Genomic DNA, 20361 nt, shown 5'->3' with positions numbered 1-20361 from the left:
GACGACATCAAGTGATGACGAGGCTCGCTATGCGGTCACCATCCAGCGTGAAAGTCATGTCGCCTTCGCCGTTGAAGCCCTTGCCCTTGACGGCGAAGCGGACGCGATAAGTGCCGCCCGCCGGCGTGACGCTGACGATGCTCAGATGTGACTTCACGCCGATATTGTCCGACTGGTTCCAGCGCGCGATCTGCTCGCGGCCCTGGAACGATCGTCCCCAGTCGCTCAGGAACGCGTCGTCGGCAAAGGTATCGAGAAAGGCTTCCGTGTCACCCTTGTTGGTGGCTTCGACGAAGCGGCGGATGGGGTCGGGTGTGGTCATCAGTCCAATCTGTGCATCAGGTCATCATCCAGCCAGCGGCCAAAGAAATAGACCAGCTGCTTGTGCCACCATGGCCAATCATGGCTGACATCGCCACCCCAATAGTCGACCCAGGCCGGAATCGACTTGTCGCGCAGTATCTGCTCCAGCTGGCGCGTCTCGACCAGCATGCGCTCTTCCCATGCGCCCTGCCCGCAGCAGAAGATCAGCCTCAGCGCCTTCAAGCGAGCCAGCAGCTTGGGGTCGACGATGCCGGGCAGATAATCGAGCGGCGAGTTGTGGAAGATGTCGCCCTCCAGCGCCTTGCCGAAGAAATCGCGGGCCGAATAGACGCCCGACAGCGAGATGACGCCGCTGGCCAGCTCCGGAAAGCGGAAGACGAAGTTCGAAGAGTGGTAGCCGCCCATCGAACAGCCTGAAAACAAGGGCTTCAGCTTGCGCCCGCCATTGGCGGCCGCTGCGGTGGACAAAAATTCCGGCAGCGCCTCCTCGCGCACATAGCGGAAATAGGCCTCGTGCCGGGCGATGCGGTGCGCGGCGTCGTGATGCTTGTCGAAGAAGGATTCCGAATCGATGCCGTCGACCGTGAACAGCTGGATGCGGCCGGTGTCGATGAATTCGGCCAGTGCGCCCACCCCGCCGGAATCCTCGAACTGGTAGAACCGTCCCTGCGAGGTCGGGAACACCACCACAGGTCGGCCGGCATGGCCGTAGCGCTTGTATTCCATGTCGCGGCCGAGATTGCGGGCGAAATGCTTGTGATAGGAGATGTCCATCGCCTTAAGCCTTTTCCGCGTGGATATAGGCGACCGCCTCACGCAGATCAGCCTGATCCTTCGAGCGCATCTGGTAGGCGTAATTTCCCATGGCGCGGCTGAAAACCTCTTCTATGGGCTGATGGTGGACGATCTTGTCGCGGTGCGCCGCTAGCACGTCCTCATGGCTGTGCAAATAGTGGAGGTGCCGCTTGCGGCTGGCATAGGCGGTGAAATATTTGCCCTCATAGGGCCCGCCGGCGGCGTCCTTGACCACCATCTCGGCCCATGCCGCATAGACGTCGATGTCGAACGTGTAGTTGATCGCGTCGGTCATCCAGGCGCCGGGCGGCCGCATGTTGACCTCCAGCGCGATGATCCGGTCGTCCCGGGTCTCGAACAGCTCGATGTGGAAGAAGCGCTCGCGCACGTCGAACGCCTTCAGGATCTTGCGTCCGGCCTCCTCGACAACAGGTCGGATCCGGGGAAAGCAGGTGTAGCTCATGTGGCGGTCCTTGTTGACCACCTCCATGACGCTCTGATCATAGCGGTGGCTGGCCGCCAGCACCACCTCGCCGTCGCGGTTGACCAGCCCGTCATAGGTCACCACCAGCCCCTCGATGAACTGCTCCATGACGAAGGTCACGTCCTCGGGCTTGTCCCGGAAGAACTGGTCGAGCTCCTTGGCGTTGGAGATCTTGAAGGTGTTCGAGGCGCCGGAGCCCGAATCCGGCTTCACCACGACGGGATAGCCGACGCGGCGGATGAAGGTCATGGCGCCGGCGCGGTCGGAGCATTTGCGCTGCGCGATCGTCTCGACGCCGCTCTTGCGGAAGAAGGCGCGCATGCGGCTCTTGCGCTTCAGGTTCTTCACGAAATCGAGCTTGGTGCCGTAGATGTTGAAATCGGTGCGGATGTTGGCTTCCAGTTCCAGCCAGTGCTCGTTGAGCGATTCGAAGCGGTCGATGCGGCCCCATCTGTGGATGAAATGGCCTATCGCCCGGAACACCGCATCGTAGTCCTCCATGTCGGCGACGCGGTAATATTCCGAAAGTGCTGCTTTCAGCTTGCCGTCCAGCGCATCGTGGGGCGCATCGCCAATGCCGAGCACTGTGGCGCCCGCCTTCTTCAGCCGGTCGCAGAAATCGGCGCCATTGGCGGGGAAATGCGGCGAGAAGAACACGAAATTCATGGACGACCCCCTTCCCCGCGATGGCGCACCGCAGCCCCGCCGGCGCCCAAGTCTGGCGCATTTGCGGCGTGCGGGAAAGAGCATCCCCATTGGGGATAATAGTCGACGGATACCGGCCCGCTTGCCTCTCACGGGCCGCTCCTGTATGAGAGCCGGCATGAACACGCGCGCCACCACCGCTTCCCGTCAGACCGGCTTTGCCGGCGAGACCGTGCGCGCGCTTGCCTCGACCCTGCTTCTTCTCGGCCTTATCGGCGATCGCCGGGTTCGCTGAAGGAGCGCCCGGCGGTCGAACCGCCGCGCAAGCGCATGCTCCTTGGCAGTCATATCAAGCGAACGAAAATCTGGTAAAGGCGCCACTCGCCACCCATCCGTCCAAGACGGATCCGAGGGCCGCCGGGAGAACAAGACGATGAACGCACGAGAAGAAATCCGCCCTGATGCCGCGGTAGCCGGCAAGAATGCTCCAAACGGCGTGACCCAGTCAGCCCACGGCATGCCGGACGCGGCCCGCAAATATCAGCCCTATCCGACCGTAGGCCTCACCGACCGGACCTGGCCCTCGAAAGTGATCGACAAGGCGCCGATCTGGTGCTCGGTCGATTTGCGCGACGGCAACCAGGCGCTGATCGATCCGATGGGCCATGAGCGCAAGGCACGCATGTTCGGCCTGCTGCTCGACATGGGTTTCAAGGAAATCGAGATCGGCTTCCCCTCGGCCTCGCAGACCGATTTCGACTTCGCCCGCTGGTGCATCGAGGAAGGCAACGTCCCCGCCGACGTATCGCTGCAGGTGCTGGTGCAGTGCCGGCCCGAACTGATCACCCGCACCTTCGAAGCGCTGAAGGGCGCCACCAACCCGATCGTGCATTTCTACAATTCGACAAGCGAATTGCAGCGCCGCGTCGTTTTCGAAAAAGATGTCGGCGGCATCAAGCGCATCGCCACCGACGCCGCCAAGATGATCACCGACATGGCGGCCAAGGCCGGCGGCGGCTACCGTTTCGAATATTCGCCGGAGAGCTTTACCGGCACCGAGCTCGAAGTGGCGCTGGAGATCTGCAACGCCGTTACCGAGATCGTCAGGCCGACTTCAGACAACAAGCTGATCATCAACCTGCCGTCGACGGTCGAGATGTCGACGCCCAACGTCTATGCCGACCGCATCGAATGGATGTGCCGCAATCTCGACAACCGCGAAAATCTGATCATCTCGCTGCATCCGCACAATGACCGCGGCACCGGCATCGCCACCACCGAGCTCGGCCTGATGGCCGGCGCCGACCGCGTCGAAGGCACGCTGTTCGGCAATGGCGAACGCACCGGCAATGTCGACATCGTCACCCTGGCGCTCAACATGTACACGCAAGGCGTCGATCCGGGCATCGACTGCTCCGACATCAACCGGATGAAGGACGTTTATGAATATTCGAACCAGCTGAAGATCCCCGAGCGTCATCCCTATGTCGGCGAACTCGTCTACACCGCCTTTTCCGGCTCGCACCAGGACGCCATCAACAAGGGCATGAAGGCCTTGAAGAAGGCCAACACCAGCCTGTGGGAAGTGCCCTATCTGCCGATCGACCCGGCCGATGTCGGCCGCAGCTACGAGGCGATCATCCGTATCAACTCGCAGTCGGGCAAGGGCGGCATCGCCTATGTGCTGCAGGCTGATTATGGCCTCAACCTGCCGCGCAATTTGCAGATCGAGTTCAGCCAGGCGATCCAGGCGATCACCGACGCCGAAGGCAAGGAGGTGCCGGCCAAGCGCATCCACGATAGCTTCCTCGAAACCTACATCGACCAGCCGGGCGCGCGCCTGAAATTCCTCGACCACCACACCTATCCCGATACCGAGGTGAAGGGCCGGCGCGTTGTCGAGGCGGTCATCCTCGACAACGGCAAGGAAGTGACCATATCAGGCACCGGCACCGGTCCGATCGACGGCTTCGTCGACGCGCTGTCGCGCCATGTCGGCGTCGAGATGTCGGTACTCGATTACTCCGAGCACTCGATGCAGCGCGGCTCGAATGCTTCGGCCATTTCCTACGTCGAGATGGAGTATCCCGGCGGCAAACTGTTCGGCGCCGGCATCAACACCAACATCGTCGCCGCGTCGCTGGAAGCAGTGACTTCGGCCGCCAACCGCATCGTCGGCCGCAAGGCGCGGTAGCATTTTGCGGGTCATCGGCGCGAGAGATTCGACTGGCTCTCGCGCCGCTATTTTTTCAAGCCGGAACAAGAGCTTGGCCACATCCATCCGCGTCGTCCCGTGACCGACCGCGCCCCTGGCCATTAACCACCGGAAAATTATCCGGTTAGGTACGCGATCGCATAAGGGCTGCGTACTTGTGTGGCGATGCGGGCACTATATGATCGTGCCTCAACCTGTGCCGACTTCGAGAGGATCGACACTTGCAGCATGCCACGCCTGCCGCCCCCGCAGTGCGCGAGACACTGGAGCGACTGCTTGCCAGCGAAACGTTCGGAAGATCCGAGCGCGCGCGCAAGCTGATCCGTTATCTCGTCGAACGCGAGCAGGCCGGCGAAGCCGACAGGCTGAAGGGCTTTTCCATCGCCATGGACGTCTTCGGCAAGGACGGCGATTTCGATCCGTCGACCGATGCCGTGGTGCGAGTGCAGGCAGGCAGGCTGCGCGAACTGCTGCAGCAGTATTTCGCCAATGAAGGCATCGCCGAACCCGTCCGCATCGCCATTCCACGCGGCGGCTACGTCCCGGCCTATGAGCTCAACGCGATCCGTTTGCCGGAAACCGTGGAACCTGCCGGACAGGCCGAACCTGCGCCTGCTCTGCCCGAACCATCCGGCGACGCTGCCCCCGCCGCGGGATTGCCTGCCGTGCCCTCTGCCGGTCCCTCGGTTGCGCGCCATCTCAGGTTCTTCTGGATGGCGATCGCCCTGGTCATCGCCATGCTCAGCGTTCTGATCATGCGTCAGGGCAGCGGCGCGCTGCTCGCGGGCGGCGACGTGCCGGCAGCGGTCGAGGCCGCCGGCCAGACCAGCAGCATCGCATCGTCGCCTGCGAGCGAGGCCTTGCCGCTCGTCTATATCGCCGTCAAGGCCGGCGGCACCGACGCCAGCCGCGTTGCCGCGGCGCTCCGCGCCGGCCTGAGCGGCTTCGACACTATCGACTTCATTGGTCGCGACACAGTCGACAAGACCGATTCGGTCGCCAGCGCGACAAGCTTCATCTTCGATGTCCTGCCTGGACCGGGTGCTGGCGACGTGACCATCGAATTGCAGAGCGTGGCGACCGGACGGGTACTTTTGTCGCGCAACCTGACCGCCGCCGACAGCGCGCCATCGGCCGTCGAGGACCGTATCGCCGGCATACTAAGTTCCGCCCTTCCCGCGTCCGGCACCATCTACAGCTATATCGAGCAGAGCGGCATTCAGACCGCACTGACGCAATGCCTGTTGCTCAACGACAAATATTATCTCGACCAGAACGCCAAGACGCACGAGGCCGCCTATCGCTGCCTCGAAACCCTTGCCGACAATGGCGCCAGATCGCCGCTGGTCTATTCGGAGCTCGCCTCGCTGCATCTGGAGGCTGTGAACGACCACTACGCCTATCCGCCGGACGCGACGATCGAGAAGGCGATGACATTCGCGCATCGCGCCGTGCAGATGGGGCCGACCAGCCCCTATGCGCATCGCTCCTACGGCTACATCAATTCGCGTATCGGCAACGCCGACGAGGCCCTGCGCTGGATGCGCAAGGCCTATGACCTTAATCCCTACGATCTCGCCATGGCCGCCGCTTATGGCTATGGGCTGATCTTCACCGGCCGGTACGCCGAGGGGACTCCGATCCTGGCCCATGCGGTGGATGCCTCCAGCGGCCATCCGACCTGGTGGGATTTCGGGCTTTTCGCTGGCGAACTCATGCTCGGCGACGCGAACAAGGCGGCCATCGCCAGTTCCGCCCTGCGAACGACCGCAACGAAATCGCACTACCTCGCCGCCCGCCTGATCGGCGCCAGGATCTCCGGCCAGGACGGTCAAGCGCGAAAGCTGATCGATGAGCTGAGCACCAAGTTCCCGAGATTCGCTGTCAATCCGCGTGCGACCTTCATCGACCGAAAATATCCGGCCGACCTGACCGAACGCCTGGTCGGCGCCTTGCGCGCCGCCGGACTCGGCAACGCCAGCTGATGTCCAATAGACCGGACCTGTTTGGACCAACGGATGGTTGGACGCCCGCGAGCGGCGGATAAAGCCACAATCGCGCTGATTTAGCCGGCTTTGCCGTCAAAGCCATGGAATCGCATGCTCGCGCCCAGGCGCCAGTCGCGAAAACTTTACTGGTCATCCGGCTGGACAAGGAGCAATCCACCCACATTTCGAGTTTTCCCGCAATTTAACACCTTCCGCGATCATGATCTCATCGCTCCATGCCACCGAACAGGGTGTTGGCTCGAAGACCATCGTCCTGCTGCACGGTTTTGGCGGTTGCTCCGACGGCTGGCGCGACGTGGTCGCCTCGCTCGCGCCTTCCGTGCGCACGCTTGCTTACGACTTGCCGGGGCATGGCCTGTCGCTCGATTTTCCGGGCGCCGGGCCTGCAAAGGTCGCGGCAAGGGCTGTTCTTGCCGATCTTGCGGCGCGCGCGGCCAAACGGATCCATCTCGTAGGGCATTCGATGGGCGGAGCGGTGGCGACCCTGATGGCGCTGGCCGAGCCGGAGAAGGTGGCCTCGCTGACCCTGCTGGCGCCCGGCGGCTTCGGCCCGGAAATCAACGGGCCACTGTTGCGTCGCTATGCCGGCGCACGCAGCCCATCCGAGATCCGCGCCTGCCTTGCAGCGATGTCGGGACCACGGGCACGGCCTTTTGATCACGCCGCCGACACCCTCTGCGACATGCGCAAACGGCCCGGGCAACTGGAAAAACTCGTCGAGATCGCCGCCGCCATGACCAGGGACGACCGGCAAGGCGTCATCCCGCGCGACCAGTTGGAGAGGCTGGCCATGCCGGTGATGGTGGTGTGGGGCAGTGATGACGCGGTGCTGCCCTTCACCCAGGCGGATGACCTGCCGGCGCGCTTTCATGTGCATCACGTGCTTGAGGCCGGCCATATGCTGGTCGAGGAAGCACCCGATCTGGTGGCTAACATCATCCAGCGCAATATGAACCGTCGCGCCAGGACCATTCGCCCGAGACTCGCCACCGCGACTGGTTGAGGTCTTCCGCCGCAACGGTGCCCAGCGCCGCGCGCCGTCTATCTCGCCAGTGCATTTTGCCGGCGGCTGTGTTAACTGCGTGTTAACCAACCCCGCGAGGCAGACGCCGATGAAGGACGCAGGCGAAAAGATCGATCCGTCGAGAAAACTGTCCGATGCAATCCGTGATGTGAAGAACGCCTTCGCCGACCGCGACGATGTCGTCATCGACATGCGCGAGGCGCATCGCATGCGCCTCGATCTCCTGGCAGCTGAACTTGCGCCTGTCTTCGCCGACGTGCCCGCCGACATGGACAATTTCGATTTCGTCGTTTCCTCCGGGCTACAACCGCGCCTGTGGATCGATGCCGTCAGCCATGTCGCGATGGGCCGCGACCGCCGCACCTACCGCTTCCTCAAGGACACTCGCATTGGCCGCGTGGTGCTTGCCGAATCGACCGAGATGAAGCCGATTGCCGATTCCGTGACTCGCTATGTCGCCGAGCGCATCGTCGAGCGGCAGAGGATGATGGAAGGCGGGGTCGAACCGGCCGTCGCCGGCATGAAGCGCGCCCAGGTGACGGAAGCCGAGCCGCCGCTGCGCTCGACGACGCGCGGCAAGGGCTGGTCGGCCTTCCTGTCAGGCCTTGGCCTGATCGCTGCCGGCGCCCTGGTCGGCCTGGCGGTGTCGGTTGCCCTGTTCTGGGACCGCCTCGTGGCTATGGTGTTCAGCCTGCGGCAATAGAAGCGCTGGCCTCCACACCCAGTTCCATGGTCTGCAGATCGGTAGGCGGTATCGCAGGCCCGGTCAGGCCGCGCCGCGTCAGGCGGATCCGCCAATTGCCCTTTTCGCCATCGATGTCGAACAGATTGTACTGTGCCGCCGGATGCTTGCCTCCCGGCGCCTGACCGGCGGCGGCGACGCCGACCACCGGAACCTTGGCGTCGCGCGGACCGATCTGGAACAGTGAGGGTAGATGCGAATGTCCGTGCAGGACGAGCTCCGCGCCGTGCCGGCGGATGATCTTGTGGAAGCGGGCGATGCCGAACAGGCGCTTGTGCTGCGAGACGGCGCCGCGCACCGGCGGATGGTGGATCATGATCGCGCGAAACAGGCCTTGCGCGGCCGTGTCGCGAAGGATCTTGCCGAGCCGCTCCGCCTGCCCCTCCATGAAGAAGCCGTTGGCCATGAAGGGAGCCGTGGCACGCGCCGTCGAGACGCCGATCAGCGCGACATTGCCGCGCACGCGCAGATAGGGAAATGCGTTGCGGTCGACCGGTGCGTTGACGCCGTCGCCGCTCATCCAGGCCGCCCATGCGCGGCAGACCTTGTCGAAGGCGCCAGGCACGTAGGCGTCGTGGTTTCCCGGAACCACCGAAACATCATGCGGCGATCCCAGCGTCTCCAGCCAGTGTTTGGCCATCTCGATCTCGCCGTCGAGCGCCAGATTGACCAAGTCGCCGGTGACCGCGAGATGGTCGGGGTTCTGCGCCTTGATATCGGCGGTGATGGCATCGATGACAGCATCGTGCATGTGACGGCGGCGGTTGCGCTGCCAGTTGACGTAGCCGAGCACGCGCTTGGAGGCGAGATCGCGATAGGATACATCGGGGAGCGGCCCCAGATGGACATCGGAAATATGCGCGAGCCTGAACATCCATCCCTCATAGGCGACCAGCGTCCCGCTTTCCACTCAAGGTTTCCTTATCACCCAGGGTTTCGCACCTGATGGCAAATCCGGAAGATGCCTTCCGCCAGACCGGTTGGCCGGGGCTGCGCGCCAGACTGTTCCATCTCTATTTCGTGCTGCGGCGGCCAATGACGCTCGGCGTGCGCGGCCTCATCCATGACGCCGCCAACAATTCGGTTTTCCTCATCCGACATACCTATGTGCCGGGCTGGCAGCTTCCCGGCGGCGGCGTCGAAACAGGCGAAACGCTGGCCGAAGCATTGGCGCGGGAACTCGCCGAGGAAGGCAACATCGCGCTGACCGCGCCGCCGGTTCTCAAATCGATGCATTTCAACCGCCGCTCCAGCCGCCGCGACCATGTCGGTTTGTACCTGATCGAGCATTTCAGCCAGACGGCACCGAAGCAGCCGGACCACGAGATCGCCGAAGCCGGTTTCTTCCCGCTGGATCGCTTGCCGGAAGGCACGACGCCAGCGACGCTCCGGCGGATCGCCGAGGTTTTTCGGGATGAGCCGACATCGCCCCACTGGTAGATCAGGCCAGCTCCCCGAACCGGGCCCGGTCATGCGGCGCGGCATAGTCCAGTTCCGGCCCTACCGGCACGATCCGTGTCGGATTGATCGTTTCATGACTGCCGTAATAATGCGCCTTGATGTGATGCAGGTTCACCGTGCCGGCGACACCAGGCACCTGATAGAGGTCGCGCAAATAGTTCGACAGGTTCGGATAGTCGGCGATGCGGCGCAAATTGCACTTGAAATGGCCGACATAGACCGGGTCGAAACGCACCAGCGTGGTGAACAGCCGCCAGTCGGCCTCGGTGATGCGATCGCCCACCAGATAGCGTTGCCTGGAAAGGCGATCCTCCAGAGTGTCGAGCGCCGAGAACAGCTCGCCGAAGGCTTCCTCGTAGGCCGCCTGCGTGGTGGCGAAGCCCGCGCGGTAGACACCGTTGTTGATGGCGGGATAGACCAGCGCGTTGATCGCATCGATCTCGCCCCGCAACGCTTCAGGATAGAAATCGAGGCTGGCGTCACCCCATTCGTCGAAGGCTGAGTTGAGCATCCGGATGATTTCGGAAGACTCATTGGAGACGATGGTCTGCTCCTTTTTGTCCCACAGCACCGGCACCGTCACCCGGCCCGAATAGGCTGGATCCGCCTTGGTATAGATCTCGTGCAGGAAATCGAGGCCGTAGAGCGTGTCGCCGGTGGCTCCGTCTTCGGCGAGAAACGTCCAGCCATTCGCGCCCATGAAATGATGCACAACCGAGACCGAGATAATCCCCTCGAGCTTCTTCAGCGCGCGAAAGATCAGCGTCCGGTGCGCCCACGGACAGGCGAGCGAGACATACAGGTGATAACGGCCGGGCTCGGCCTTGAAACCGCGGCCGCGGTCTCCGGCGGGCGTTCCGTCGCGCGTGATCCAGTCGCGCCATTGCGATTGCGGCCGCACGAACTTGCCGCCGCTTTCCTTGGTGCCGTACCAGCGGTCCTGCCATTTGCCGTCGACCAGCAATCCCATGGGATGTCCTTTCGCGTTTCCACCTCATGTAGAGCGCGATGCGGCAGGCCGGAAATCATTCAGGGCTGAACAGATTGTCAATCGATAGGGCCAGCGAAGGCGCCGATTGCGGCGGCCGAAAATTGATGCTAGCGGACACTCCGCATGTTCGACTTTGCTTTGATCCGGTTTGACCGACGACGAAAGGGCGCCCGCGCTTGAAGCGCTGACTGGCGAATGCTGCCGTTCGCAGCAACCTTTCCTCCTCTACCGGAACGCAAAGACCATGAGCCTTGCCGACGTGAAATACCTGCCGGAAACTCCGGCGCACGACCCTGAAATCGAAGCCATCAATGACGAGGCCTTCGGGCCTGGCCGTTTCGTGCTTGCCGCCTACAAGATCCGCGAAGCCGGCGGCCACGAGCGTGGGTTGTCCTTCGTCGCGGTCGACGGCGATATCGTCGTCGCCTCGGTGCGCATGACCCGCATTGCCGCCGGTGCCGGCCGCGCGCTGATGCTCGGGCCGCTTGCCGTGCGGCCGGCCTTCAAGAATCTCGGCATCGGCCGCCGGCTGGTGGCGATCGCACTGGAGGCCGCCGCAAAGTCCGGGGCACCGGCCGTCATACTGGTCGGCGACGAACCCTATTACGGGCCGCTCGGCTTCAAGCGCATCCCGCGCGGCCAGATCTCGATGCCGCGTCCCGTCGACCTCGACCGCCTTTTGTCGCACGAGATCACGCCGGGCGCGGTTGCCAGGCTCACGGGCGAGGTCGGTCATGCCAGCCAGGCCAGGGTCGCCGAGCACGTCTAGGCGATGGCTTGACCTGGCCCCTCGATCTAGGCCTGATCCGTCGTGTCCTCCTGGAGCAATTCCAGGAAAAATGTGAAACGGTTTCCCACGGGAATTGAACCGCTTTTAGGAAAGGATGACGCCATGAATCCGAACGGCCAGATCGCGATCGTGACCGGTGGCGGCTCCGGCCTTGGCGAGGCAACGGCGCGTGCGCTTGCCGCCAAGGGCGCTCGCGTCGCCATCTTCGACGTCGGCATCGATCGCGCCGCCAAGGTCGCGGCCGACATCGCCGGCATTGCCGTGCAATGCGACGTCAGCAGCGCCGACAGTGGCGCCTCAGCCGTCGCCGAGACGGCAAGCAAGCTGGGCGAGCCGCGCATCCTGGTCAATTGCGCCGGCATCGCCATTGGCGTGAAGACGATCGGCAAGGATGGGCCCCATCCGCTCGACCAATACCGCAAGGTGATCGAGGTCAACCTGATCGGCACCTTCAACATGATCCGCCTCGTCGCCGACCGCGCCGCCAGGCTCGAGCCGCTGCAGGGTGGCGAGCGTGGCGTCATCGTCAACACCGCTTCGGTCGCCGCCTATGACGGCCAGATCGGCCAGGCCGCGTACTCCGCCTCAAAGGGCGGCGTGGTCGGCATGACACTGCCGGTGGCGCGCGACCTTGCCCGTTCCGGCATTCGGGTCTGCACCATCGCGCCCGGCATCTTCAAGACCCCGATGATGGCCGGCATGCCGCAGGACGTGCAGGACTCCCTGGGCGCCGCCGTGCCTTTCCCGTCCCGCCTCGGCGAACCATCCGAATATGCCGCCCTTGCCATGCACATCATAGAAAACCAGATGCTGAACGGCGAAACCATCCGCCTCGACGGCGCCATCCGCATGGCGCCGAGGTAATGCATGTCGCCCAAGAGCCTGCCCACGGCCTCGAGTCGCGGGTGCCGGGCGGTTTTAGAATGGCGACATGCATGGAACGCTTGCCAAGAGCGGCATCATCGTCTGATAAGTGGAATAGAAAAATCAACTTAGCAGGGCGAGAACCTTGGACGACCGAAAGAAGGATGTGATCCGCGACACCGACGCCGAGGCAATCCGATTGGCGAAAACACTTCTGCGCAGTGCCCGCTTCGGCGCACTGGCGGTGCTGGAGGTGCAGACCGGGTCGCCGCTGGCAAGCCGGGTCGGTGTCGCCACCGACATCGACGGCGTGCCGCTGATCCTGGTCTCGATGCTTTCGGCGCATACGCCTGCCATCCTTGCCGATCCCCGCTGTTCCCTGCTGCTCGGCGAGCCCGGCAAGGGCGACCCGCTGGCGCATCCGCGCCTGACTCTGATCTGCCGGGCGTCGCGGCTGGACCGCGGCTCTGACGCGCATGCTCGTGCCGAGCGCCGCTATCTCAACCGCAATCCCAAGGCGAGCCTCTATGCCGCGCTTGGCGACTTCTCGATCTTTCGCCTCGAGCCGGAGCGCGCCAGCCTCAATGGCGGTTTCGGCAAGGCCTATCTGCTCGATCGCTCCGATCTCGTCACCGGCGGGCCCGTCGTCGAAGAGCTTGCGGCGAGCGAACAATCCGCCATCGAGCACATGAACGCGGATCATCTCGACGCGATCGCGGTTTATGCGCATCATTATGCCGGGGCATCTGGCGACGGCTGGAGCATCGCGGGTTTGGACGCCGATGGCATGGATTTGGTGTCGAAAGACAATGTTTGCCGGGTATTCTTTCCGCAACCCCTGGTGGCAGCACAGGACCTGCGACCCATTCTGGTCGCCATGGCCAGGAGCGGCCGGGCTGCTGCCGGGCAGGCAACCAACGAAACTTAATTGCATTTGATCGAAAGCAACACTTGAGATTTGAAAGAAATGTTCTACCCTTCGTGAAGGGCGCTGACTCGTCGGTGGCCTTTCGCTAGTGGATTTATGGATTCAGGCACCATTGCCCCCATGGCGCCTTGATGAGCAAACAGCATGGGGCATTCATGGTCTCGACAAAGCTAATCGCCAACGCCGAATCGGCTGCCGAATTTCTGATGCTGATGGGCAACGAAAAACGGCTATTGATCATGAGCCATCTGATCGACGGTGAAATGTCGGTCGGCGCTATCGCCGAAAAGGTGATGCTCAGCCAATCCGCCCTCTCGCAGCATCTGGCCAAGTTGCGGGCGCTTGACCTTGTGGAAACCCGCCGCGACCGCCAGATGATCTACTACTCCTGCAACTCCGATGCGGTGCGCGAGTTGCTTGTCGTGCTGGATGGTATTTTCGGCGGCGGCAAGGAGGATCTGTCCCAGATGGCGCAGAGATTGCGCCGCGCCGGCACTTGACCGGACGCGGCCGCGGCCGTCTACCTCGCTGACGATTTCCGGAACGTGGCCTGCGCGTCTTCCTCGACGCACAAACCACGCTCTCGATATTTGAGCGGAGGATATGGACCCAATTCGCATCGAAGACCCGGGCGATCCCAGGGTCGCCGCCTATCTTGATATCCGCGAACGCGATCTCGCCGGCAGGCATGGGCGTTTCGTCGCCGAAGGCAAGGTGGTGCTCGACCTGCTCCTGTCGTCTGGCCGCTTCGGCGCCGAATCCATCCTGGTCCTGGAAAACCGGCTCGGCGGCCTGGGCGACATCCTGTACAAGGCGCCGGCGAACCTGCCGGTCTATGTCGTCACCAGTGCGGTGATGGACGCGATCGCCGGCTTCCACATGCATCGCGGCATCCTGGCCATCGGCCGCAAGGAGCCGCCGCAAGCGACCGGGCCATTGCTGGATGCCTTGCCCGACCGGGCCCTGGTGGTGGTGCTGGTCGGCATCGCCAACCACGACAATATGGGTTCGATCTTTCGCAATGCCGCCGCCTTCGGCGCCGATGCGGTGCTGATGGACGCGACATGCTGCGATCCGCTATACCGCAAGGCAATTCGCGTTTCTGTCGGCGCCGCGCTCAAGATCCCGTTCGCATCCTTCACCGATGCCCCTGGCTTTGTCGCAACGCTCGCCGAACGGGGTTTTGAACAATTCGCCCTGTCGCCGCGCGGGCGAACCGACATACGCGATGCAAGGCCGGCCGAACGCCTGGCGCTCTATCTCGGCACCGAGGGCGAAGGCCTGCCCGAAAACCTGCTAGCCAGCCTGCAGACCGTGCGGATCACAATGTCGAAAGGCTTCGACAGCCTGAACGTCGCCGCCGCCTCGGCCATCGCCCTGCATCATTTCTCACATCATTAGCGCAGCAAGAGCACGACGGTGGCACTGCGGCCACTTCAGTTCGTGGCCGCTTTCTGCAACGCCCGCACGCGGTCGGCGAGACTGAGGTCGCCGCCGTCGGATCGGCCGTCCTGCGGGCCCGCCAGCGCTTTTGCGATCGGCGAATCAGGTCCCTCGAGCTTGGCCGTCAGGTGGACGACTTCAGCCGCCAACTCGTTCATCTGCTCGCGCAGCGCGGCGCTGCCATTCGCCGAACCCGACGATGCCACGGCGCCGAGATCCGCCTTGAGCCGCTTGTTCTCGCGCGCCAGCGCCGTCAACCTGGCCTCCAGCCGTTCGCGATCGCTGTCGAGCTTGGCGATCGCCTGGTCCAGGTCGTCGCGCCTCGCGGCCTCGTCATCCCTTCCCGCTTCATCCGGCCTGCCGACCAGCCGCAAGGCCGGTGCGCCGTCCTCGGCCTTCGCCTTTTCGCGCAGCCGCACCAGTTCCTTCTCGCGCCGGTCGAGCTTGTCCTCGCGGTCGGCGAGCGTCGCCAGCAGCCGTTCGACCTTCTTGTCGAGTTCGGCCGCCCTTTTCTTCTCCGCCTTCAGGGCATCGCGCGCGGCCTTGCTTTCGGCCGCGATTTCCTGATGGCGCCGGTCGGCTTCCTTGCGCTGGCCGCGCAGCAGCGAGATGTCGCTGGCGAGCTTCTGCAATTCGGACTCGCGCGCCACGAGCTCGATTTGCCGGCTGCTGGAGGAAAAACTGGCGTCGTCGTACATGTGCTCCAGCTTTTCGAGTTCGAGCGCCCGCTTCTCCAGCTTGCGTTCGGTTTCCTTGAGCCGCTCAGAAAGCTGGTGCAGCTCCTCTTCACGCTGCCGCAATGCTTCGTTTTTGGCGCCAAGTTCCGCGAGCGCGTGATTCTTGTCCGTGCGCTCGACCGCCAGCCCCTTCAACGCCTCGCGGCCGCGATTGATCTCGACGAGTTGTTCCGCCGCCTTTTCGCGCAACGCCTTGACGTTCATCTCGAGGCGGCGCGTCGACATGGCGTACTCGGCCCTGATCCGGTCCTTGTCGGCCTGGATCTCGGCCTGCGTCAGCGGGATAGAGGCCTCGATGCGCCTGCGGGTCAGGGAGACCGCTCGCCGCCAGACAGCCGGGGCCACGATCAGCGCCAGAAAGCCGGCGCAGAGAAAGCCGAGGGCAAAGAACAGGACCGACTGAACCAAAAGACAACCCGCTATCGGCGGCAACCACCTGGACTGGACCGCATCATACTGGCATGGCGGAAATCCGGCGCTGCGGCAAGAGCCTGCCGCGGCGCATGCATCATCACCGACCTACAATTCCCACGGAAAAGCCGGCATTGCGGTCACGGCGGACTGGAATCAGAACGGATTCCAGGTCGCCCGCTCGGTCAGCTTCAGGTAGCCGAGATTGACGCCGAGCCGGGCGCCGACACCGGTGCGGATCGGCACCAGAAGCACATTGTTGTTCTTCAGCACATTGAAGCCGACACCCGCCACCACATAGGCCGAACCGGCCACGCCGCCATAGCGGTTGTAGAGGTTGCCGACATCGTCGAGATTGTAGACCAGCATCATCACCCGGGACCCCTCGCCGCCGAAATCCCAGCCCAGCGACGGGCCTTGCCAGAACACTTTGTGGTCGCCGGCATTCTTGGTGTAGAGCGTGCCTTCGCCATAGGTCAGGCCGCCGATCAGCGCACCCGACCCCTCCTCACCGAGGAGATAGCCATTGGGCAGGCCGTAGGAGGCGAAGATCTTCTCCACGACCGTGGCGAGCCCGCCCGATGTCGCGCCGAAGAACTTGTGACCGGAATCGACAATCTCCTGAGCGGTATATTCCTGGGCCCGCAGGGCTGAAGTCGAGAAGACGAGGACGCCGATGAGCGTGATCGCCATTGAGAAGACACGGAGTACACTCCGGTCATAGAATCGGGAAAACATGCTTCCAATCTCCGTCATGGAGCACTTTCGCCGACGCCTCGCATCCGGTCCGGCTCTTTAGGCGGCCGTTAAGGATGACAGTTAGGGGCAAACTATGCCGTAATTCTTTTTCAACCATTAACTCCCACAGGAAGATGGCGGTTCGAAGGCTGGCTTTGGGGTCGCGCGGCGCCGGCGGCCTGCGCGAACACGCCATTTGCCAGACGACAATTTTGGGTTTGTTGCTGTACCTACGAGTGCTGTGTATTCAGAAAGCCTCGGGTTGGAGCATGATTCGTGTGCGCAGGCGCGATAATCAATCGCTCGGCCACGAATTGTGGAATTTTGCAGGGATTTTCACCGATGGCCGATCTGTTCACCCTTTCCGCGCCTGACCTGGCGGCGCTTCTGTGCAGCCGCGTGTGCCACGACATCATCTCGCCGGTCGGCGCGATCAACAACGGGCTCGAACTGCTTGACGAGGGCGGCGCCGACGAAGACGCCATGCGGCTCATCCGCCAGAGCGCCATGAACGCTTCGGCCAGGCTGCAGTTCGCCCGTATCGCCTTCGGCGCGGCCGGTTCTGCCGGCATGCTGATCGACACCGGCGACGCCGAAGCGGTGGCGATCGCCTTCCTCAAGAATGAAAAGCCGGAACTGACCTGGAACGGGGCCCGCGCGCTGCTGCCCAAGAACAAGGTCAAGCTGCTGCTCAACCTGATCCTGGTCGCCAATGCCGCCATTCCGCGTGGCGGCAAGCTGGTCGTCACCCTCGAGAATCTCGAAACCGAGCCGCGCATTTCCCTGTCGGCAAGCGGCCCGATGCTGCGCGTGCCGCCGAAATTCCTCGAACTGCATTCCGGCCACAAGCCGGAAGAGCCGATCGATGCGCATTCGGTGCAGCCCTACTATACACTGCTTCTGGCCCGCGAGGCCGGCATGACGATATCGATCCACGCGACGGCGGAAGAAATCGTACTTTCGGCAGCCTGAGCAGCTTGTCGACAGAGCAAAGTATTTCAGCGGCGTAATATTGTCGTGATGGCTCAGCCGGAAGCGCCATCGAAGCATCCGCAAAGAAAAAGCCTCTCAAACGCATCTTTGCAAAAATTTTACCCAATGGCTTTCCGGGTTCTTTACCAGATTGGTCTAGGGTGCGCAGCAGATGCCCCGCACGACCGGATTGCCCAAGGGCAAAGAGGACCCGGAATGAAACGCTGCATGTTCGTCGACGATTCAAGCGTCATCAGGAAGGTTGCAAAACGCATCCTGGGCGGTTCCGACATGATGGTCATCGAAGCGGCCAGCGGGCTTGATGCACTGGAGATGTGCGCCGCCGACATGCCCGACATCATCGTGGTCGACGGTGCCCTGCCGGACGTCCAGGCGGTTGACCTCATCCGCCGCGTACGCGCCATGGAGAGTCCGATAAAGCCGCAGATCCTGATCTCGCTGGTCGAACTCGATATCGCGTCGATCATGCGGGCCAAGCGCGCAGGCGCCCAGGGCTATCTCCTGAAGCCGTTCAATCGCCCGCAGCTGCTCGAGCGCTTTCGCACCCTTAAGATCGCAGCCTGAGACGCCGGAACGGTTCACCGTTTCATGGAAACACCGAACCGCTCTATCTCATTGTCTTGCACGCAAATCCGGACGGAAAACCGTGTCACGCCTTCCTGGAATTGCTCCGGCAGCCACCGCCATTGCTGACCGCTGACGCAAAAACCCGGCCGAAGCCGGGTTTTTTGTCGAAGACGACAACAGTCGGGTGGCTCAGGCGCTGACGCGGATGTCCTCGGGTTCACGCAGCACATAGCCGCGGCCCCAGACCGTCTCGATGTAGTTCTGGCCACCGGACGCGGCGTCGAGCTTCTTGCGCAGCTTGCAGATGAAGACGTCGATGATCTTCAGCTCCGGCTCGTCCATGCCGCCATAGAGATGGTTGAGGAACATTTCCTTGGTGAGCGTGGTGCCCTTGCGCAGCGAGAGCAGCTCCAGCATCTGGTATTCCTTGCCGGTCAGGTGCACGCGCTGGCCGCCGACCTCAACGGTCTTGGCGTCGAGGTTGACCACCAGGTCACCGGTGGTGATGACCGACTGGGCGTGGCCCTTGGAGCGCCGCACGATGGCGTGGATGCGCGCCACCAGCTCGTCCTTGTGGAACGGCTTCGTCATGTAGTCGTCGGCACCGAAGCCCAGGCCGCGAACCTTGTCCTCGATGCCGGCCATGCCGGAGAGGATGAGGATAGGCGTCTTCACCTTGGAGAGACGAAGCGTTCTCAAGACCTCGTAGCCGGACATATCGGGTAGGTTGAGATCGAGAAGGATGATGTCGTAGTCGTAGAGTTTGCCCAGATCGACACCCTCTTCGCCGAGGTCCGTCGTATAGACATTGAAACTTTCCGATTTCAGCATCAGTTCGATGCTTTGTGCGGTTGCACTGTCATCTTCTATCAGCAGAACACGCATTTCATTCCCCTTTTCTGCTGCCGGACCATTTCACGACCCGTCCTGCCCCGGAGCAGTGGTTGCCTTGTGCAGAGGCTGCCATCGAATGGTTAACAAAACCTAATTTCCCGTCCATGACGGTATCAGATTTTTTAACCCCTTTCTACACCCTCTTGAATCTAATAACGAATCCCAGACCCAAATTCCTAATGCAACACATTAATAACCTGGACTAAGCGACTCCAGGGACTCATCGACGCGCCTTCGCTTCGGCGACCGGAATTTTTACCCGGCCTTAAGCCCTGACCCGTATGATTAACAATGCCCGTAAACGAATGGTTACCGTCGGCAAAAAACTTTAGGGTTTTGTTTCCCATAGTTCGGGGAAAGCCGGTGGACACGGGCAACGCCTGGGCGTTTCCAGGTGGTTTGGACGATATGTGCGGGTGTGCGTTTCCGGGAGTACCGAATCATGAAGTCACGTGAAAACCTCGTTCGGCTGAAACAGTTTCAGGTGAATGAGAAGCGGCGGCAGCTGCTGCAACTCGACATGATGATCGCCGAGTTCGAACGCATGGCCGTCGAACTGGAGCTTCAAATCACCGCCGAGGAAAAGAAAGCCGGCATCACCGACATCAATCATTTCGCCTATCCGACCTTCGCCAAGGCGGCACGCTTGCGCCGCGACAACCTCAGAAATTCGCAAAGCGACCTCGCGCAACAGCGAAGCGCTGCCGAATCACTACTCGGCGAAGCTGAAGCGGAGCTTTCCAAGGCCGAAATGCTGGAATCGCGTGACACCAAGATTCGCGAAGCCGAGATCGGCGGCCGCAGTGCCATGATCGGTTGAACAGGCCGAGATCGTCGGCGTGCCCGCGGGCGCGCAGCTGGAGCAATTCCAGGAAAGTGCCTGGCGGTTTTCCGTACGGACTTGCGTAAAAACAAGAAATAATGCGGCGAGCTGCCCTAGGCGGCCCATTCGCCTTCATTTGCCGCAATCGCCCTGGCTCGCGCATCCTTGATGTCTGGGGCATGCTGTTCCGCCCAGGCCCTGATCTGGGTGAGCAGTCCCGCCAGGTCCTGGCCGAGTTCGGTCAATTCATATTCGACGCGCGGCGGAATGACCGGGAAGATCCCACGCCGCCCCAGGCCGTCACGCTCCAGCACGCGCAGCGTCTGCGTCAGCGTCTTGGGCGTGATGCCTTCGAGCTTGCGGGCAGATGATAGCGGCAGCAACCAAGCGAGAGAAATCCCACGCGTGCCGTTATCCAGAATTCCGTCGGCGGACCAGACGTCCTTGTCATTGCCGATCAGCCCGACCCGACGGCAAAGGCTA

General features: G+C 62.6%; 22 protein-coding genes. 13 read left to right on the top strand and 9 right to left on the bottom strand.

Going from position 1 to position 20361, the window contains the following annotated elements:
- Positions 1–7: 7 nt before the first annotated feature.
- Genes EB231_RS11365 through EB231_RS11355 form a run of 3 tightly spaced genes read right to left on the bottom strand, consistent with a single transcriptional unit; the run spans position 8 to position 2269 of the window.
- Complete coding sequence (locus tag EB231_RS11365; RefSeq protein WP_172348883.1) at positions 8–322, bottom strand: nuclear transport factor 2 family protein; 315 nt, start codon at positions 320–322, stop codon at positions 8–10.
- Positions 322–1098: an esterase family protein gene (locus tag EB231_RS11360; RefSeq protein WP_172348882.1), complete on the bottom strand. Its 777-nt coding sequence runs from the start codon at positions 1096–1098 to the stop codon at positions 322–324. Before EB231_RS11360 ends, EB231_RS11365 begins: the two co-directional genes overlap by 1 nt.
- A gap of 4 nt (positions 1099–1102) precedes the next feature.
- Complete coding sequence (locus tag EB231_RS11355) at positions 1103–2269, bottom strand: ATP-grasp domain-containing protein (protein WP_172348881.1); 1167 nt, start codon at positions 2267–2269, stop codon at positions 1103–1105.
- A 412-nt stretch (positions 2270–2681) separates the two neighbouring features.
- Here EB231_RS11355 and leuA point away from each other — a divergent pair, with 412 nt between their 5' ends.
- The 4 genes from leuA (at position 2682) to EB231_RS11335 (ending at position 8199) form a co-directional block, all read left to right on the top strand.
- Positions 2682–4442 (top strand): 2-isopropylmalate synthase, encoded by a 1761-nt coding sequence (gene leuA, locus EB231_RS11350; protein WP_445299304.1) that lies wholly within the window; start codon positions 2682–2684, stop codon positions 4440–4442.
- A gap of 242 nt (positions 4443–4684) precedes the next feature.
- A complete protein-coding gene (locus EB231_RS11345) occupies positions 4685–6448 on the top strand; it encodes a tetratricopeptide repeat protein (RefSeq protein ID WP_172348880.1) in 1764 nt (587 codons plus the stop codon).
- A gap of 223 nt (positions 6449–6671) precedes the next feature.
- Complete coding sequence (locus EB231_RS11340) at positions 6672–7475, top strand: alpha/beta fold hydrolase (RefSeq protein WP_172348879.1); 804 nt, start codon at positions 6672–6674, stop codon at positions 7473–7475.
- A gap of 109 nt (positions 7476–7584) precedes the next feature.
- Positions 7585–8199, top strand: coding sequence for a hypothetical protein (locus tag EB231_RS11335; protein ID WP_172348878.1), 615 nt, complete (start codon positions 7585–7587; stop codon positions 8197–8199).
- On the opposite strand, the gene EB231_RS11330 is transcribed toward EB231_RS11335, so the two are convergent.
- Positions 8183–9112 carry a metallophosphoesterase family protein gene (locus EB231_RS11330; protein WP_172352871.1) on the bottom strand — a complete coding sequence of 310 codons (930 nt, stop codon included), beginning with the start codon at positions 9110–9112 and terminating at the stop codon, positions 8183–8185. The two genes, EB231_RS11335 and EB231_RS11330, sit on opposite strands and share 17 nt — an antisense overlap.
- Positions 9113–9183: 71 nt before the next feature.
- Between EB231_RS11330 and EB231_RS11325 the strand changes: the two genes are divergently transcribed.
- Positions 9184–9678 (top strand): NUDIX domain-containing protein, encoded by a 495-nt coding sequence (locus EB231_RS11325; RefSeq protein WP_172348877.1) that lies wholly within the window; start codon positions 9184–9186, stop codon positions 9676–9678.
- Between the two features lies 1 nt (position 9679).
- On the opposite strand, the gene EB231_RS11320 is transcribed toward EB231_RS11325, so the two are convergent.
- Complete coding sequence (locus EB231_RS11320; RefSeq protein WP_172348876.1) at positions 9680–10669, bottom strand: glutathione S-transferase family protein; 990 nt, start codon at positions 10667–10669, stop codon at positions 9680–9682.
- A gap of 265 nt (positions 10670–10934) precedes the next feature.
- Here EB231_RS11320 and EB231_RS11315 point away from each other — a divergent pair, with 265 nt between their 5' ends.
- The 5 genes from EB231_RS11315 to EB231_RS11295 all read left to right on the top strand — a co-directional run bounded on the left by EB231_RS11315 (position 10935) and on the right by EB231_RS11295 (position 14673).
- On the top strand, positions 10935–11459 hold the full coding sequence (locus EB231_RS11315) for a GNAT family N-acetyltransferase (RefSeq protein ID WP_172348875.1): 525 nt from the start codon (positions 10935–10937) through the stop codon (positions 11457–11459).
- 123 nt (positions 11460–11582) lie between these two features.
- Complete coding sequence (locus EB231_RS11310; protein ID WP_172348874.1) at positions 11583–12344, top strand: 3-hydroxyacyl-CoA dehydrogenase; 762 nt, start codon at positions 11583–11585, stop codon at positions 12342–12344.
- Positions 12345–12489: 145 nt separating this feature from the next.
- Positions 12490–13272, top strand: coding sequence for a HugZ family pyridoxamine 5'-phosphate oxidase (locus EB231_RS11305; RefSeq protein WP_172348873.1), 783 nt, complete (start codon positions 12490–12492; stop codon positions 13270–13272).
- A 155-nt stretch (positions 13273–13427) separates the two neighbouring features.
- The gene (locus EB231_RS11300) at positions 13428–13772 is read left to right on the top strand and encodes an ArsR/SmtB family transcription factor (protein ID WP_056578376.1); all 345 of its coding nucleotides are present in this window, start codon (positions 13428–13430) and stop codon (positions 13770–13772) included.
- Positions 13773–13875: 103 nt separating this feature from the next.
- Positions 13876–14673, top strand: coding sequence for a TrmH family RNA methyltransferase (locus tag EB231_RS11295; RefSeq protein ID WP_172348872.1), 798 nt, complete (start codon positions 13876–13878; stop codon positions 14671–14673).
- Positions 14674–14708: 35 nt separating this feature from the next.
- Here EB231_RS11295 and EB231_RS11290 read toward each other — a convergent pair whose 3' ends face one another.
- Entirely contained in the window at positions 14709–15860 is a 1152-nt protein-coding gene (locus EB231_RS11290; protein WP_172348871.1) for a hypothetical protein, read from the bottom strand.
- A gap of 159 nt (positions 15861–16019) precedes the next feature.
- On the bottom strand, positions 16020–16556 hold the full coding sequence (locus EB231_RS11285; RefSeq protein WP_246741013.1) for a DUF1134 domain-containing protein: 537 nt from the start codon (positions 16554–16556) through the stop codon (positions 16020–16022).
- Between the two features lie 387 nt (positions 16557–16943).
- Here EB231_RS11285 and chpT point away from each other — a divergent pair, with 387 nt between their 5' ends.
- Together chpT and EB231_RS11275 are read left to right on the top strand one after the other, a co-directional pair.
- On the top strand, positions 16944–17573 hold the full coding sequence (gene chpT / locus EB231_RS11280; protein WP_172348869.1) for a histidine phosphotransferase ChpT: 630 nt from the start codon (positions 16944–16946) through the stop codon (positions 17571–17573).
- A gap of 216 nt (positions 17574–17789) precedes the next feature.
- Positions 17790–18158 (top strand): response regulator, encoded by a 369-nt coding sequence (locus EB231_RS11275; RefSeq protein ID WP_056578130.1) that lies wholly within the window; start codon positions 17790–17792, stop codon positions 18156–18158.
- 192 nt (positions 18159–18350) lie between these two features.
- Here the strand turns inward: EB231_RS11275 and ctrA are convergent, their stop codons facing one another.
- A complete protein-coding gene (gene ctrA, locus EB231_RS11270; protein ID WP_006203583.1) occupies positions 18351–19046 on the bottom strand; it encodes a response regulator transcription factor CtrA in 696 nt (231 codons plus the stop codon).
- Positions 19047–19497: 451 nt separating this feature from the next.
- On the opposite strand from ctrA, the gene EB231_RS11265 reads away from it, so the two are divergent.
- The gene (locus EB231_RS11265) at positions 19498–19875 is read left to right on the top strand and encodes a flagellar export protein FliJ (protein ID WP_172348868.1); all 378 of its coding nucleotides are present in this window, start codon (positions 19498–19500) and stop codon (positions 19873–19875) included.
- A gap of 116 nt (positions 19876–19991) precedes the next feature.
- Here EB231_RS11265 and EB231_RS11260 read toward each other — a convergent pair whose 3' ends face one another.
- The gene (locus EB231_RS11260; RefSeq protein WP_246740915.1) at positions 19992–20261 is read right to left on the bottom strand and encodes a winged helix-turn-helix transcriptional regulator; all 270 of its coding nucleotides are present in this window, start codon (positions 20259–20261) and stop codon (positions 19992–19994) included.
- Positions 20262–20361 lie beyond the last annotated feature (100 nt).

Origin of the sequence: Mesorhizobium sp. NZP2298 (genome assembly GCF_013170825.1) — a bacterium.
Lineage (GTDB): Bacteria > Pseudomonadota > Alphaproteobacteria > Rhizobiales > Rhizobiaceae > Mesorhizobium.
This window is presented reverse-complemented; position numbering and strand designations above follow the sequence as displayed.